The sequence below is a fragment of the Acidimicrobiia bacterium genome, from assembly GCA_040881685.1.
GTDB lineage: Bacteria > Actinomycetota > Acidimicrobiia > IMCC26256 > PALSA-555 > SHVJ01.
Genome location: JBBECS010000032.1, coordinates 1 through 14,894 on the forward strand (window position 1 = coordinate 1; position 14,894 = coordinate 14,894).

The 14,894-nt window shown below is 68.1% G+C and carries 17 protein-coding genes; 10 read left to right on the plus strand and 7 right to left on the minus strand.

The features are described 5' to 3' along the window. Position 1: 1 nt before the first annotated feature. Positions 2 to 817 carry an SDR family NAD(P)-dependent oxidoreductase gene (locus WEE69_07150; GenBank protein MEX1145065.1) on the minus strand — a complete coding sequence of 272 codons (816 nt, stop codon included), beginning with the start codon at positions 815 to 817 and terminating at the stop codon, positions 2 to 4. A 27-nt stretch (positions 818 to 844) separates the two neighbouring features. On the opposite strand from WEE69_07150, the gene WEE69_07155 reads away from it, so the two are divergent. Next, a complete protein-coding gene (locus tag WEE69_07155) occupies positions 845 to 1,318 on the plus strand; it encodes a carboxymuconolactone decarboxylase family protein (GenBank protein ID MEX1145066.1) in 474 nt (157 codons plus the stop codon). Here the strand turns inward: WEE69_07155 and WEE69_07160 are convergent. Beyond that, complete coding sequence (locus WEE69_07160) at positions 1,315 to 2,595, minus strand: MFS transporter (GenBank protein ID MEX1145067.1); 1,281 nt, start codon at positions 2,593 to 2,595, stop codon at positions 1,315 to 1,317. The genes WEE69_07155 and WEE69_07160 overlap by 4 nt on opposite strands. A 66-nt stretch (positions 2,596 to 2,661) precedes the next feature. Here WEE69_07160 and WEE69_07165 point away from each other — a divergent pair, with 66 nt between their 5' ends. Further along, positions 2,662 to 3,114, plus strand: coding sequence for a DUF6624 domain-containing protein (locus tag WEE69_07165; protein MEX1145068.1), 453 nt, complete (start codon positions 2,662 to 2,664; stop codon positions 3,112 to 3,114). Positions 3,115 to 3,127: 13 nt separating this feature from the next. Here WEE69_07165 and WEE69_07170 read toward each other — a convergent pair whose 3' ends face one another. Continuing rightward, complete coding sequence (locus WEE69_07170; GenBank protein ID MEX1145069.1) at positions 3,128 to 3,763, minus strand: DNA-3-methyladenine glycosylase 2 family protein; 636 nt, start codon at positions 3,761 to 3,763, stop codon at positions 3,128 to 3,130. Positions 3,764 to 3,916: 153 nt separating this feature from the next. Between WEE69_07170 and WEE69_07175 the strand changes: the two genes are divergently transcribed. From WEE69_07175 to WEE69_07195, 5 genes are read left to right on the plus strand one after another with little or no spacing between them, the layout of a single operon-like run. Beyond that, positions 3,917 to 4,666, plus strand: coding sequence for a L,D-transpeptidase (locus WEE69_07175; GenBank protein MEX1145070.1), 750 nt, complete (start codon positions 3,917 to 3,919; stop codon positions 4,664 to 4,666). Then, positions 4,663 to 5,265, plus strand: a complete 603-nt coding sequence (locus WEE69_07180) for a hypothetical protein (protein ID MEX1145071.1) — start codon at positions 4,663 to 4,665, stop codon at positions 5,263 to 5,265. The genes WEE69_07175 and WEE69_07180 overlap by 4 nt, the downstream gene beginning before the upstream one ends. Positions 5,266 to 5,310: 45 nt before the next feature. After that, on the plus strand, positions 5,311 to 6,108 hold the full coding sequence (locus WEE69_07185; protein ID MEX1145072.1) for an SDR family oxidoreductase: 798 nt from the start codon (positions 5,311 to 5,313) through the stop codon (positions 6,106 to 6,108). Between the two features lie 15 nt (positions 6,109 to 6,123). Then, positions 6,124 to 6,840, plus strand: coding sequence for an MBL fold metallo-hydrolase (locus WEE69_07190; protein MEX1145073.1), 717 nt, complete (start codon positions 6,124 to 6,126; stop codon positions 6,838 to 6,840). After that, a complete protein-coding gene (locus WEE69_07195) occupies positions 6,837 to 7,289 on the plus strand; it encodes a GNAT family N-acetyltransferase (GenBank protein MEX1145074.1) in 453 nt (150 codons plus the stop codon). Before WEE69_07190 ends, WEE69_07195 begins: the two co-directional genes overlap by 4 nt. Here the strand turns inward: WEE69_07195 and WEE69_07200 are convergent, their stop codons facing one another. Next, positions 7,290 to 8,489, minus strand: coding sequence for a cytochrome P450 (locus WEE69_07200; protein MEX1145075.1), 1,200 nt, complete (start codon positions 8,487 to 8,489; stop codon positions 7,290 to 7,292). Positions 8,490 to 8,648: 159 nt separating this feature from the next. Here WEE69_07200 and WEE69_07205 point away from each other — a divergent pair, with 159 nt between their 5' ends. Together WEE69_07205 and WEE69_07210 are read left to right on the plus strand one after the other, a co-directional pair. Continuing rightward, positions 8,649 to 9,851 (plus strand): acyl-CoA dehydrogenase family protein, encoded by a 1,203-nt coding sequence (locus tag WEE69_07205; protein ID MEX1145076.1) that lies wholly within the window; start codon positions 8,649 to 8,651, stop codon positions 9,849 to 9,851. 67 nt (positions 9,852 to 9,918) lie between these two features. Continuing rightward, complete coding sequence (locus WEE69_07210; GenBank protein ID MEX1145077.1) at positions 9,919 to 11,439, plus strand: AMP-binding protein; 1,521 nt, start codon at positions 9,919 to 9,921, stop codon at positions 11,437 to 11,439. Between the two features lie 27 nt (positions 11,440 to 11,466). Here the strand turns inward: WEE69_07210 and WEE69_07215 are convergent, their stop codons facing one another. Both WEE69_07215 and WEE69_07220 read right to left on the minus strand, forming a co-directional pair. Then, entirely contained in the window at positions 11,467 to 11,892 is a 426-nt protein-coding gene (locus WEE69_07215; protein MEX1145078.1) for a hypothetical protein, read from the minus strand. 29 nt (positions 11,893 to 11,921) lie between these two features. Next, complete coding sequence (locus WEE69_07220; protein ID MEX1145079.1) at positions 11,922 to 12,710, minus strand: hypothetical protein; 789 nt, start codon at positions 12,708 to 12,710, stop codon at positions 11,922 to 11,924. 197 nt (positions 12,711 to 12,907) lie between these two features. On the opposite strand from WEE69_07220, the gene WEE69_07225 reads away from it, so the two are divergent. Then, positions 12,908 to 13,789 carry an endo alpha-1,4 polygalactosaminidase gene (locus tag WEE69_07225; GenBank protein ID MEX1145080.1) on the plus strand — a complete coding sequence of 294 codons (882 nt, stop codon included), beginning with the start codon at positions 12,908 to 12,910 and terminating at the stop codon, positions 13,787 to 13,789. Here WEE69_07225 and WEE69_07230 read toward each other — a convergent pair. Next, positions 13,786 to 14,874, minus strand: coding sequence for an acyl-CoA dehydrogenase family protein (locus tag WEE69_07230; GenBank protein MEX1145081.1), 1,089 nt, complete (start codon positions 14,872 to 14,874; stop codon positions 13,786 to 13,788). The genes WEE69_07225 and WEE69_07230 overlap by 4 nt on opposite strands. Between the last annotated feature and the right edge of the window lie 20 nt (positions 14,875 to 14,894).

The following is a 14,894-nucleotide window of genomic DNA, read 5'->3' on the forward strand; positions in this document are numbered from 1 at the left end:
ACTAGCCCGTCCAGGCGGGGAGCATTGCCTTCATGAAGTCTTCGTCACTCGACGCCCGCCAACCTTGGAGCATGCCGATCGCGAGCGGATCGCAGCCCACACGCAGCGGCGAATCGTCATCGAGGATCGCATCGGCAATCGTGTTGGCTGCATCGGCCGTCGAGGTGATCTGCCCTTCGATGTTGCGTCGGCCTTCGTAGTACCGCTCGGCGACTTCGCGGTACCCCTCGAAGTCGATCGCTTCGGGCGCGCGGTCGGAGCCGGCGAGCATGTCGGTGTCGATGGGACCGGGCATGATCTCGAGCACCCGGATTCCCAGCGGTGCGAGCTCGGCCCGCAACGACTCGCCGATCGCGCTCACCGCGGCCTTGCTCGATCGATATGGGCCGTAGAACGGCACCGGCGCGAGGATCGACGACGACGTCACGTTGCAGACGACCCCGCCGCCGGCCGCGCGCAGGGCTGGGATCGCGCGGCGGGTCACCTCGATGAGACCGAAGACGTTGGTGTCGTACATCTCTCGCCACAGCTCCATCGGCGTTGCCTCGAACGGGGGATGCGGCTTCTCGGTGCCGGCGTTGTTGACGACGACTCGTAACGGGCTGGGCAACGTGATGGAGTCGGGATCCGTCACGTCGAGGCGCTCGACGCGCAGCGTGCCCGCACCGCCCGCGGCTTCGTCGGGGAGCACCGCCCCATCGTCCGGTCGTCGCATGGTGGCAACAACGTCGAAGCCGCGGCGGGCGAGCTCGATGGCTACGGCGCGTCCGATCCCCCGGCTCGCTCCGGTGACGACAGCGGTTCCTTGAGCATCCATGAGGGGCCGAACTCTAGGCTCGTCGCGATGCCGCGCATCGACGTGCCCGATGGTCCCGGTGGGCCTCCCCGTCAGGTGTGGAACTTGCGCCCCGAGCTCGTGCCCACCGTGACTGCGATGATCGACGGCCCGTACAAGCGAAGCCTGTTGCCGGTTCGAGAGCGCGAAGCCGCTCGGATGCGCATCGCCGAGCTGAACGACTGCTCCATCTGCCGTGACTTCCGCGCCCGCTCGGCGATCGCCGGGGGCGCCACCGAGGACCTGTACCAACACGTGGGTGAGGCACACAACCGCGAGGGGTACACGGATCGAGAACGGCTCGCGGTCGAGTTCGCCGAACGCTTCGCGATGGATCACGCCAACATCGGCGACGAATTCTTCAGTCGGTTGCGCAGTGCGTTCGGTGACGACGAGATCCTCGATCTCGCCATCTGTTGCGGTGCGTTCCTAGGCCTCGGCCGAGTGCTCGCCGTCCTCGGGATCGAGGCCGACCAGCCCTAAGCGCGACGAGCCGCCGAGAGGTCAGCGTACGCGGCGAGCAACACCGCGACGGCCGCACCCATGAGCAACACAAGCGAGATGGACGTCGCGTGCGCGACCACGCCGAAGACGAGAACCCCCAATGGCACGGTGCCACCAAAGCCCATGATCCAGAGCGCGATCACGCGTCCTCGCACCGCGTCGTCGATGTGGCTCTGGAGCACGGTCGAGAGCGACGTGATCACCACGAAGTAGGCGTAGCCGAGTGCCGGTGCGATCAGGAACGCCGCCCATGAGACGCGCACCACCGCGAAGCCGGCCAACAGCACGGCGAACGCGAGGAACGCGGGGCGGATGAGCCGTTCCTTGGGGAACGCGGCAAACCACGTACCCACGCTCACGGCACCGAGCGCGGCACCGAAACCGAACACGGCGTAGAGCACGCCGTACTCGACGCTCTTGCTCGGGATGCCGAAGTTCGTCTCCGCGATGGACGGCATCTGACCGATGAAGACGAGCGAGAAGAACGACATCGTGAACAGCGTGATCAGCACCCGCCGAATCAGCGGATCCGCGCGCGCGATCCGGAATCCTTCACCGAGCCGACGAAAGACGCTGTCGTCGCTCTGAGTCGCCGGATGACGTGGGTAGCGCACGACCAGCAATGCGGTGATCGCAAACCCGTAGGTGGCGGCGTTGAGGAAGAACACGGGCGCGACGCCTGCCGTCGTGTAGATCGCCGCTCCGATCGCCGGCCCGATGACCCGGGAGAGGTTCATCTGCACGGACTGGAGCGACACCGCGCCGGGGAGATCGGGCTTGGGTACCAGCGTGGGGAGGATTGCGCTCAGCGCAGGAGCCCCGAGGGCATTCCCGATCCCGATGACGAGCACGCACAGGAAGAGCACGACCCGCGACGGTTGGTCGGACGTCACGATGAGCGCCAACACGATCGAAAACGCGAGCTGCTGCACCTGCGTCAACAGCAGGAGACGCCGCCGGTCCAGGACGTCGGCCAACACGCCGCCGATGTTCGACAGGAACAGCAATGGACCGAGCTGGGCGAAGAACAGGAGGCCGACGTAGGTCTCCGACTTGGTCAGCGTGTATGCGTAGGCGCCGAGCAGCACGTTCTGCATCCACGTCCCGATGTTCGACGCGAAGGTGCCGCTCCAGACGATCCGGAAGTCTCGGTGCGACAGCGCGGCCTGCGCCGTACCGCGAGCGAGGATGCGGTCCCCATCGACCAGCGCATCCGTTGCGTCCTCGGGCGCCGGCTCGGGGGCGTGCAGCGCCATGCCATCGACCCTAGTGACGAGCGCGCCGTCGTCACGGGGTGAATGCGATGTCTATCCTGCGAGGCGATGGCCGGAAACGAGGCCCTGCGCGCCGAGCTCCTCGCACTGGCGGAGCACCCTGGCGATCCCGCCGGCGCAGATCGACTCTGGTCGATCCTCGACGACTACGAAGCCTGGCCGGGCCGTCGGCTCGTCGGCCACGACGGCGAGCACGCCGCGTGGCTGCTCGTGCAGCTCGCCGACACGGACCTCCAACGCCGCGCGCTGGAGCACCTCGAAGCGGCTGTCGACAGCGGCGACGCCGACCCGTCGCACTATGCGTGCCTCGTCGACCGCGTGCGCATGGCCGAGGGTCGCCCGCAAGTGTTCGGATCGCAGTTCGTTGCGGCCGGTGACGATGCCGTCACACCGTGGCCAATCGAGAACCCGCTCGGACTCGACGAGCGTCGCCGGTTGTTCGGGCTCGAACCGCTTGCCGTGCAAGCCCGCCGCATGACCGCGGAGCACAACGCGCACTGAGCGAGCGCGCAGGTCAGCGACCGTCGGGCAGGATCGTGTCCGTCGCGCGCCAGCAGTACCACGCGGCCGCCGTCCGGATCGGGCGGAACACCTCACCGCTCACCTGCAGCTCCTTGGGCGTCGGCATCACATCGAGCCCGTAGAGGATGCCGTAGCCCTTTCGAACACCGAAGTCGTCCACCGGCCACACGTCGAGCCGCCCGAGCTGGAAGATCAAGAACATCTCCGCCGTCCAGCGCCCGATTCCGCGGACGAGGGTGAGCTCGCGCACGATCTCATCGTCGGGAAGACGCCCCATCCGATCGAGCTTCACGTCTCCGGCGAGCACCTTGTCCGCAAGATCGCGGACCGATGCCGTCTTGGCCACCGAGAGCCCAACAGCTCGGAGTCCGTCGACCGGATGCGCGAGCACCGCCTCGGGTGTCGGCGCGCCGTCGAACAAGTCCGAGAAGCGGCCGTGGATCGCCCGCGCGGCTGGGCCTGCGAGCTGTTGGAAGCAGATGGCCCGTGCAAGCTCGGCAAAGTGCGTACGGCGCGGCCGCCCGCGGCGAAGATCGGGCGGCCCGATGGTTTCGATGATGGGACGCATGGGGGCGTGGCGACGAGCGAGCTCCTCGGATGCTTCAACCAGCTCGCGCCGCACGCGCACCAACTACGTACGCTCCAGCACCGCGAGCCGATCAGCTGCGCTTGGCGCCTCGGGGTCGTAGAGCCCTGATGCTTCGAACGCTGCCGTGTCCACCGACCCACGGTATCGGCGCGAACCCTGGGGCTGGGCGGGGGTTCACTACCATCGGCGGTCGTGCGCCGGTCTCCGATCTTCATCGTCGCGCTCGCGCTCGTGGTCAGCGCTTGTAGCGCAGGAGGCGACGACCGTCCGACGCTGTCCTCGCGCCCTTCGCGCTCGTCCACGACGACTACCACGCTGCCCGACTACGTCTCACTCGTCGCTCAGGCACGGGTGCTCCTCCTACAGGTCTACGACTCACCCGATGCGGTCGATCCGTTGCAAAGGCTGCCGAATCCGTGGTTCGTCAACGACGACAAGACCAAGCCGGTCAAGCAGGTCTTCCTCGTGAAGCAGCAGGTCGAGGACTGGTACGAGGTGTACCTACCGATCCGACCGAACGGCACGACCGGTTGGGTCCGGGCGCGCGACGTGACCATCTCCCAGACTCCGTATCGCATCGTCGTGCACCTGTTCTTTCACCGCATCACCGTGTACAACGGCGAGTCGGTTCTGCTGCAAGAGCCGATCGCAGTCGGGAAGCCCTCCACTCCCACGCCTCCTGGCACGTACTACCTCCGGGTCCTCCTCAAGGCGCCGAACCCCAACACGGTGTACGGGCCGTACGCCTATCCCCTCTCGGGTCACTCCGACGTGCTGACGTCATTCAACGGGGGTGATGGTGAGCTCGGGATCCACGGCAACAACGACGAGTCGGTGCTCGGCCAGAGTGTCACGGCCGGCTGCGTCCGGATGAGCAATGCGAGCATCACACGGCTCGCGCCGATGATCCCCCTCGGCACCCCGGTGGAGATCCGACCGTGAACCGCCGCGCGCGACGCGCGTTCGCGCTCGTGCTGCTCACGTGCTCGCTCATCGGCGTGGTTCCGGCCGGCGCCGCGATCAGCGAACGGCGGCTCCCGCCACCCGACCGGGAAGACCTGGTGCGGATCTTCGACCCGAAGGTCGAGGACCTCGGATTCCGGACCACGCGTGCTCGTCTCCAGAACCTCGACACGTACGCGATCGACCCCCGGGGTCGTCACCTGGCCATCTACCTCGAACCGATCGGTGACGAGTTCACCGACGCCGCGTACGTCGCGGCGGTCACCGAGACAGCGGAGGTCTTCCTCCCGCTCGTGTTCAAGCGTTGGAAAGGCCTCAAGAGCTTCGACGTGTGTCTCGAGCCGCTCCCGGCAGAGGACGCCAGCGAGGAGCCGGCGCCGATCACCCAGCTGCTCGTGACGCGACCGGGCCTCGACGACGTCGACTGGAAGCACGCCGCACTCGCCGACCTGATCGCCGCTTCGAACAAGTACGAATCGAAGGAGTCCGCCGAACGCGCGGTGTATCTGTACTTCGAACCCCGCCTCGACACGCAATCGGAGCTCGTCGGCGCGCGCGAGGTCGCACGCCTGCAATAGCTCGCCGCGTGGCGGGTTTGACGGGCGATTGGTACCGTGCCGCCCGTGCAGATCGACGGTTCGACCATCCTCGTCACTGGCGCATCATCTGGCATAGGCGCCGCGCTGGCTCCGATGCTCGCGGCGAAGGGCGCGACCGTGGGCATCGTCGCGCGACGCAAGGAGCGACTCGAAGAGGTCCTTGCACGCTGCCGCGAGCACGCCCCCGGATCGCAGCTCTGGGCGGTCGACCTCGGCGACCTCGACGCGGCCGAACGCGTCGTCCTCGAAGCCTGGGACGCGTTCGGTGGTCTCGATTGCCTGGTGAACAACGCGGCGATCCCCAAGCGCACGCCGATGGCTCGCCTCACGAAGGAAGAGGTCGACACCGTCATGCGCGTGAACTTCACATCGCCGGTGCGCATGACGCTCGCGGTGCTCCCCCGTTGGCTCGAACGGGGCAGTGGTTGCGTCGTGAACGTGTCGAGCATGGGTGGGCGCTTGGGCATCGTGCACGAAGGGGCGTACTGCGCCTCGAAGTTCGCCCTCTGTGGCTGGAGTGAGGTCATGGCCATCGATCTTCACGGCACCGGCGTCGAAGTGAAGCTCGCACTCCCTGGCCCCATCGAGACCGAGATCTGGGACCTTCCCGACAACGAGCCCGCACTGTACGAAGGGCCGTTCGTTCCCGCCGAAGAGTGTGCCGCGAGCATCTGCGAAGCGATTCAGGGCACCGGGTTCGAGTACTACGTGCCACCCGAGTTCCCCGGAGGTGCTGGTCGCCAGCACGACATCGTCGTCGGCAAGACCAGCAATGTGGATGCGTTCCTCGACGCCATCGCACAGATGGCCAAGGGATCCTGACCGAGCGGTTGACTGATGACGGACCGCCTCTACTTCCGACAGCTCCTCGCCGGGCGCGACTTCGCGACCGACGACCCGGTCGCCCGTCAGATGGTCAACTTCGTCTACCTCATCGGTGACCGCGAGAAGGGCGAGGCACTCGCGGTCGACCCGGCGTACGGCGTCGCCGAGCTCGTCGACCTGTTGAGCACGGAGGGTCTGCGGCTGACGGGAGTGCTCGCGACGCATTGGCACGCTGACCACGTCGGCGGCGATCTCATGGGCTACCCCATCCAGGGGATCAAGGACCTCGTGGGGCGCGACGACGTGTCGGCGCCGGTGCACATCCAGGGCCCCGAAGCCGAGTGGGTGAAGAAGTTCACCGGCGTGTCCGACTCCGACCTCGTGCTCCACGAGAGCGGCGACACCGTGATGGCCGGCGACATCCCGGTCACGCTCATGCACACTCCCGGGCACACCGCGGGGAGCCAGTGCTTCCTCGTGGACGGCAAGCTCGTCGCGGGTGACACGCTCTTCCTCGACGGTTGCGGCCGCACCGACCTTCCCGGCGCCGACCCCGACGCGATGTTCGACAGCCTCACGAAGCGATTGGCCGTCGTGCCCGACGACACCGTCCTCTACCCCGGTCACCTCTACTCGCCCGAACCGTCCGCCACGATGGGCGAGACCCGCCAGCGCAACTACGTATTCCGCTTCCCCACTCTCGAGCAATGGCGAATGATGTTCGGGTGAGGTTGCTGCCCGACCGCCTCGACTCCCCCGAGGGTGCAGGGCTCGCCGCGGCGCACCTCGCCGAGATGGCGCATCGGTACGGGGCCGAGGACGAACAGGACGGCCTCGAGCCGGATCAGCTCGCTCCACCGCATGGCGCGTACTTCATCGCGTGGCTCGACGACGTGGCCGTGGGTTGCGGTGGGCTGCGCCGGATCGACGACACCACAGGTGAGATCAAGCGCATGTACGTGACAGACAGTGCCCGCCGCCGCGGCGTCGCACGCACCGTGCTCGAAGAGCTCGAGCGCACTGCGGGCACGTTGGGCTACGAGCGGTTGATCCTCGAGACCGGGACGTTGCAACCCGAGGCGATCGCGCTCTACGAAGCGCACGGCTTCGAGCCGATCGAGCCGTATGGCGTGTACAAGAACTCCCCGCTCAGCCGCTGCTTCGCGAAGGATCTCTGACTAGCTCGGGTCGAACAGCACCGGGATGGACTCGGGACCGCGGAACGCCAAGCCTTGGATCTCGGGCGCGGGCTGGTCGGGATCGAGGCGGAGATTCCGCAGCCGACTCAGGATGCAGTCGAGGCCGACACGCAGCTCGAGGCGCGCGAGGTGCATGCCGAGGCACTGGTGCTGGCCGGTGCCGAACGCCATGTGGTTGAGCACCGGGCGGTCGAGGTCGAACTCGTCAGCGTTTTCGTAGCGCCCCTCGTCGCGGTTCGCCGACCCCGTGATCACGCTGATCGCCGCGCCCTTGGGCACAGGGCAGCCATTGACTTCGAGGTCATCGGTCGCGCAGCGACTCACCTGGGTCACCGACGACTCCCAGCGCAGCGTCTCCTCGATGACCTTCGGCATGAGCGACCGATCGGCCAGCACGCGCTGCATCACGTCGGCGTGCGTGAGGAGCGCGGTGAGTGCGTTCCCCATCACACGGAAGGTCGTCTCGGCGCCGGCGGGGAGCAACAGGCGGAGGAATCCGTAGATCTTCTCGTCGGTGAGCTTCTCGCCGTCGATCTCCGCGTGCACGAGATCGCTGATGAGGTCGCCGGTGGGGTTCACCCGGCGGTCCTCCACGATCGGAGCCAAGTAGTCGCGCATCGCTCGTGAGGCCGCCATGCCCTCCTCGGGGTGCATCGGCCCGCCGTTGATCAGCTCCGACCACTGGTGGAACTGCGCCGCATCCTCGAGCGGGACTCCCACGATGCCGCAGATCACCTGGACCGGGTATTTGCTGGTGATCGCCTGCACGAGGTCGGCGTTGCCGAGCGGCGCGATGGCGTCGAGGAGGCGGTCGATCGTCGGGCGTACGAGCGCGTCGTCCCACTTCTCGAGTTGCGAAGCACGGAATGCGTGGGCAACCAGACCCCGGTAGGCGCGGTGCTCCTGCCCGTCCATCGCAAGGATGAGCTCACCCATGTACTGCCCGATGTGCTCGGCGTTGATCGACGATGACACGCGCTCCGTGTCGCGCAGCACCTGCTCCACGTCGGCGAAGCGCGTCACCACGAACGTCGGGCGGTCGGTGAACGAGGTGGTCATGGCGCGGGTCTGGAAGACCGGGCACTCGTCGCGCGCCTGGGCCCACAGAGGGTAGGGCTGGCCGGTCATGAAGTCGACGTCGACATCGAACTGGGGTGCTTCGGCGTCGCTCTTGGTCACGGTCCCCTCCACGCAGCCTGGTTTCCTGACACGGTAGTCAGGTTCGCCACCGTGGTCAGCGGTACCTCCTTCTCCGCTCTCGGCGCTGCGCGCCGGGCCGCTCGGGCCACGGCTACCTGCGTCGCGGGGTACCCGCGCCGCGATCGGTAGCCTCACACCGTGCCGGCACAGGGAACCGACCCGTTCGCGGAGACCGAGGATCAGCAATCGCTGCGCGCGCTGGCCCGTGAGGTCGCCGATCGCGATCTCGCCCCCAACGCACGCCACTGGGACGAGACCGAGGAGTTCCCACAGGGGTCGTGGGACGCGCTCTGCAAGGCCGACCTCTTCGGGATCACCATCGACGAGCGCTACGGCGGCATGGGGATGGGCGACATCGAGGCGGCCATCGTCCTCGAGGAGCTGGCCCGCGCCGACGTGTCGAGCGCCATCCTCGCCCAGCTCATCTTCAACGGACCGCCGCGCGCCATCCAGCACCTCGGCAACGACGCGATGAAGGAGCGCTGGTTACCTCTCGCGGCGAGCGGGGAGGCGCTCTTCTCGATCGGCATCAGCGAGACCGAGGCTGGCTCCGCGGTCACGCACATGCGAGCGAAGCTCACGCCCGACGGCGACGGCTACCGCCTCAACGCGTACAAGAACTACTGCACCGGCGGTCACAAGGCGCGCTGCTGTCTGGTGTGGTGTCGCTTCCCGGGCAGCGAGGGCGCACGCGGGATCGGCGCGGTGGTCGTTGACCTCGAGTCCGAAGGTGTCACGGTCGCCGGCACGCACGTGAAGATGGGTCTTCGGGGCACGAGCGAGGCCGAGCTCGCGTTCGAAGACGTGTGGATCGCGCCAGACGACGTTCTGCTCCCCGGCGAGGCCGACAACTCCGAGGCGTTCAAGACGCTCATCTCGCACATCAACCATGAGCGCTGTGGCAACGCGGCGATGTGCGTCGGTGCGGCACAGGGCGCGCTGGAGTACGCGGTGCGGTACATGAACGAGCGCACCGTGGGCGGCCGACCGATCGCGGAGTACCAGGGGCTGCAATGGAAGATCGCCGACATGGCGACCCAGCTCGAAGGCGCGCGCCTGCTCCTCCAGCGCGCGCTCCACCTCGCCGGGCCCCACGGCACTCCACCGGCGCTCGAGACCGCGATGGCCAAGACCGCGGCGAATCTGGCCGCCAAGTTCGTGTGCGACGAGGCGATCCAGCTGCTCGGCGGCTACGGGTACAGCCGCGAGTACCCCGTCGAGCGCGCCTACCGAGACATCCGCGGCCTGTGCATCGGCGCCGGCACCATCGAGATCCAACGCAACTTCATCGGCTCCCAGGTCGTGCGCGGTGCCAAGACCGGCAGCCCCGGCTGGATCTGAGGTCAGTGACCGCGAGATTGCGTCGCTGCGCCGCAACTATTCCGGTGCAGCGACGCAAGAACGCAAGATGAGCCGACTCCGGCCGACGTACACGCACCCGGAAGCGACGGCGTACCGCGCGCCGGGCGGGCCGTGGGACATCCCATCGCTCGATGCGGCCGTAACCGAAGCGGCTCGCGGAAGCGACGGCATCCTGCTCGCCGACGACACGTCGGACATGACGTTCGACGGTGTCGCGCTCGAGGCTGGTATCGGCGCGCTGGCTGGCGGGCTGCGAGCCGCGGGTGTTCGGCGCGGCGACGTGGTCGCCTGGCAGGCACCCAACTGGCACGAGGTCGTGTTGCTGTACCGCGCGTGTTGGCGCCTGGGCGCGATCGCGGGACCGATCCACCACCTGGCCGGCGACGCGGACATCGCCGCCATGCTCCGCGTACTCGAGCCGAAGGTGTGGCTGCCCCCTGAGGAGATCCGCGGGTCAACGGCGCGCCTCGCGAGCCTGCTCGACGGCGCCGCGCCGGTCACGCGGTCGGCCGCGCGCCCGTCGGACCTCGCCGCGGTGCTGTTCACGTCGGGTTCAACCGGCGGTCCCAAGGCCGCGTTGCACACGCAACGCGGACTGGCGTACAAGGCAGGCGTCATGGCGCGCGCGCACGCCTTGACGCCGAATGACGCGGTGCTCATGCCGGCTCCCCTCGCCCACGTGTCGGGCTTGTTGAATGCCGTGCTCGTGGCGGGCGTCGTGCCCATGCGCACTCACCTGATGGCGCGGTGGGATCCCGAGGCCGCGCTCGACATGATCGAGCGAGAGCGCATCACGTTCATGATCGGCCCCCCGACCTTCTTCGTGTTCCTGATGGACGCGCCCGGCTTCTCGACGAACCGAGTCTCGTCGCTCCGGCTCGTGTCGAGCGGTGGCGCGGGCGTGACACCCGCGTTCGTCAACGAAGCGAGCAAGCGACTCGGGTGTCTCGTGAAACGAACGTACGGTTCGACCGAGGCTCCGACCGTCTCCACCAGCACGGCCGCCGACCCGGTCGAGCGCGCCCGTGAGACCGACGGGCGCAGCACCGGTGCGCGCCTGCGGGTGAGCGATCCCGCAACCGGCAGAGAGTGCGCCACGGGTGAATCGGGCGAGCTCTGGCTGCGCGGTCCCGAGCTCTTCGTGGGCTATGCCGACCGGGCTCAGACGCGCGCCGCCATCCAGCGCGGCTGGTTTCGCACCGGCGACCTGGCCACCGTCGACGCGGACGGATGGCTCACGATCGTCGGGCGCATCAAGGACGTCATCATCCGCGGTGGCGAGAACATCGCGGCGGCCGAGATCGAGGCCGTGCTCGAGCGGCATCCCGACATCCGCCACGCCGTGGTCGTCGGCTATCCCGACGACCGCCTCGGCGAGCGCGTGTGCGCCTTCGTCGTCGCGTCGCGCCCGTTCGACCTCGACGCGTGTCGCACCTGGTTCGAGCAGAGCGGCTTGGCGCGCTACAAGACGCCGGAGCGCGTGGAGCAGCTCCACGAGCTCCCACTCCTCGCGGCGGGAAAGCCCGACCGAGGCGCGCTTCGGACACTGGCGGCCACCAGCCCTTAGCTGCGGGGTGACGGCCGCGCGGCGCGGTCAACCAGTGGGGTGCTCGATGTCGAACCCGCCCTCGACCTCGGGGTCGGGATCGATCCCGCCTGGGTCGAAGGGCTGGCGCTCGATCGCCGGTCCCTCATCACCGGTACCGGAACTGCTCTCGCTCTCGGTGTCTGGCGATTCGGTGGCCGACGGGCTGTCGTCGGATGTCGAAGCCGACGCATCAGCCGGAGGCGTCGACGCGTCATCCGCACCGTCCTCGACCGTCACGGACTCGGTCGCGTCGGGAGCAGTGGTCGACTCATTCGCACCGACCAACAATGCGGCCCCGCCGCCGACCGCCGCGCTCAATGCGAGCGCCGCCACGATCGTCACGACGCGTGACGAACGGTGCGGAACGTCGTTGGCCCTCGGTGCATGGTCACCCTCGGTCTGGTCCACCTTGGTCTCGTCCGTCGTGTCCATGTCGCAGCTCCTCTCACTCGTTTCGCTGGTCACTCGTCGAACGGGAGCCGCGGCTTGTCGCCGTCAGCTCGATGGCCGGTACGCCCAAGCGCACCTGGGAAGTCGTGCGCGAACGCATCCGCCGCGTCCTCGAACGTCCACACGTGGAACATCAGCGGCGGGTTCCCTGCCCCCTCGCCGCCAGTTGCGGCGGGACAGTCAGGGTGCGCGACCGGGCAGCCCATCGCGGAGTGGTCGTGCCAGACCGTCAGCGGGCCGCCGGGTTGCGGCGGCTCGTCGGCCTGCGTCACCCAGACCGCGCCCAGCAGCGTGGCCTGATCGTCGTCGACGAAGTACATGAGGCCCGACGGATGGTCCGGGTCGAGTCGTGCGCCGTTCACGCCCGACTTCATGTAGTGCTTGATCGTGAGCCCCGCGCTGCTCGGGCTCTCGACGTAACCGTCGTCGAGCGCGACTTCGAGGTCCTCGTACTCCGCGATTCCTTCAACGACATCGTCGGAGAACGCCTCGGCGTTCTCGTGGTCCTCGTCCGTGGGCTCGCGACCTCCGGTCGAGTCGTGGATCACGAGCCCGTGGTCGTCGTGGGTGGTCTCGTCCGACAAGCCCGACTCCGAGCCCGAGCTCGTGCCCGAGCCGTGGTCATGGTCGCTGTCGTCACCTTGGTTGCTGTCGTCGCCTTGGTCGGTGTCGTCGTGGTCGTGTGCGCTCATTGCCGCGCCGGCTGAACCGCCAGACGCAACGAGCACGACTCCCGTCGTGCCGCCGAGCATCAACGCGCTCAGTGCGACGCTCAACAACCGCGCCTTTCGGAATGCCATCTCCGTTCTCCTTCTCCATTGCCTCGCACGCTGCGGGCTGGATACCCCGTCCGCGTCCGCTTCCTCGGTCAGAGGTGGTTGCTTCACTCCGGAGCGTGCGGTACGTGTCGCGTGCCGTTGTGAGCGCCGGGTCATGGCTTCGCGAGCGGAGCCTGAGCGGAGGCTGAGAGACGACGCCCGTCGCGTACCCTCGACCCATGCGGTACGGCCAAATCGTGCGGATCGCCGCCTGCGCGGCAGCTGTGCTCGCCCTTGGGTTGTCACGAACCGCAGACGCGGCGATGCCAGCGGTGCATCCGAGACTCGCGTCGGTTACGAGCTTCGCGTTGGCGCTCGGTGACGAAGCGCAACACGTCCGTCGGCTCGACCAGCTTGCCGAGTTCGACCTCGTCGTCCTCGACGGCGAGCACGCGTCGCGCTCGCTGATCGATGGTCTGCATGCGCAGGGTGCGCTCGTCCTCGGCTATCTCAGCGTTGGGACCGTCGAGCGTGGTCGGGCATGGACTCGTGACGCGAAGCCATACCGCCTCGATCATTGGGATGACTGGGACGAGTGGTTCGCCGAGACGTCAGATCCTGCCTTTCGCACCCTGCTCAGAGAGACGGTCGCGCCGGCGATCCTGGACCGCGGGTTCGACGGCTTGTTCCTCGACAACGTCGACATGGTCGCGAACCACCCTCGGCAGCGGGCCGGCATGGAGCAGCTCGTTCGCGAGCTCTCCGCGCTCACCCACGCGCGCGGCGGGGTGCTGTTCGCACAGAACGGCGAGGAAGTAATGGACTCGCTGCTGGGCGCCCTCGACGGGTGGAACCGCGAGGATGTCACCGGTACGTACGACTTCGACACCGGGCGGTACGTCGAACAAGGCAGGCAAGACGTACGCGCAGCACAACGGGCGCTTCGAAGCATCGCGGGCCGCGGTCTGCTCGTGACAGCCACCGACTACTTCGCACGAGGCGACGAGGTCGAGGCACAACGCGCGACCCGGAATGCGTGCGCTGCCGGCGCCCTGTCGTATGTGTCCGACATCGGACTGAATCGCGTGCCATCGCACCCGACCCGGTGCCAGGACCTCTAGATCACACTCTCCCCTGCTTCGACCCGCGAACGCAGGAGGCCGGCGAGGCGCTCGCGATGGAACACGGCGTCGCCGAAGGTGACCTGATCCAGCTGGCCCCGCTTCATGAACAGATGGAGATCGTGCTCCCAGGTGAAACCGATGCCACCATGCACCTGGAGTGCCGACGCCATCACGCGCTTGGACGCGTCGGAGCACCACACCTTGGCCGTGGATGCGGCGATCGAGGCTTCCGGATCGGCAGCACCGATGCACCACGCGGCCCAGTATGACGTCGAGCGCATCCCTTCGACGTCGACGAGCATGTCCGCGCACCGGTGCTTCACCGCCTGGAAGCTTCCGATGGGACGGCCGAACTGCACCCGGTCTTTGGCGTATTCGACCGCCATCTCCAGCGCGCGCTCCGCACCACCGAGCATCTCCGCAGCCGCGAACGTGGCTCCGCGATCTACGAGCGCGCTGACCGCCAATGCGTCTCCGAGCGCCGTCGCCGGTGCAGCGTCGAAGGCGAGCCATCCGACTTCACGCGTCCGGTCCATGGCCGGCTCGCGTGCCGGTCGGCCGTGCACTTCGAGGTCGATGGCGAACAGACCCGGGCCGTCAGGCGTGGCGGCGACGACGACGGCCACCGCCGCCGACGGGGCGTACGGCGCGGGGTCGGCCCGGCCCGTCAGCTGCCATCCGTCGCCAACCCGCTCGGCCCGCACCGCGTCGGGCCGCTTGCTCCACGCGGCACATCCGATGCCGCTGGCACCGAGCAGGCGCTCGACCCACTCGGTCTCGCCGGCGTCGGCGAGCGCGCCGAGCGCAAGCACCGTCGACGCGACCGGGGCCGGCGCCGCATGGCGCCCGACCTCCTCGAGGAGCACTGAGACCTCGACGGTCCCGAGGCCGAGCCCGCCGAGCGACTCGTCGATCGCGACGCCAGGCCAACCCTGCTCCGCCATCGCCGTCCAGAGATCCGCGTCGAACCCCTCGGAGGCTTCGACCACGGCCCGCACGCGCACCGGGTCGGCAACACCGTCGAGCAGGTCGCGGGCGCCGTCGCGCAACGCGAGCTGGTCGTCCGACAAGTCGAAGTTCACGACGGCGGAGGCTACCGGAC

Bases quoted from the DNA above. Each gene is read 5' to 3' on its own strand.
- WEE69_07150 (MEX1145065.1), bottom strand. From the start codon at position 817: ATGGATGCTCAAGGAACCGCTGTCGTCACCGGAGCGAGCCGGGGGATC.
- WEE69_07155 (MEX1145066.1), top strand. From the start codon at position 845: ATGCCGCGCATCGACGTGCCCGATGGTCCCGGTGGGCCTCCCCGTCAG.
- WEE69_07160 (MEX1145067.1), bottom strand. From the start codon at position 2,595: ATGGCGCTGCACGCCCCCGAGCCGGCGCCCGAGGACGCAACGGATGCG.
- WEE69_07165 (MEX1145068.1), top strand. From the start codon at position 2,662: ATGGCCGGAAACGAGGCCCTGCGCGCCGAGCTCCTCGCACTGGCGGAG.
- WEE69_07190 (MEX1145073.1), top strand. From the start codon at position 6,124: ATGACGGACCGCCTCTACTTCCGACAGCTCCTCGCCGGGCGCGACTTC.
- WEE69_07210 (MEX1145077.1), top strand. From the start codon at position 9,919: ATGAGCCGACTCCGGCCGACGTACACGCACCCGGAAGCGACGGCGTAC.
- WEE69_07215 (MEX1145078.1), bottom strand. From the start codon at position 11,892: ATGGACACGACGGACGAGACCAAGGTGGACCAGACCGAGGGTGACCAT.
- WEE69_07220 (MEX1145079.1), bottom strand. From the start codon at position 12,710: ATGGCATTCCGAAAGGCGCGGTTGTTGAGCGTCGCACTGAGCGCGTTG.
- WEE69_07225 (MEX1145080.1), top strand. From the start codon at position 12,908: ATGCGGTACGGCCAAATCGTGCGGATCGCCGCCTGCGCGGCAGCTGTG.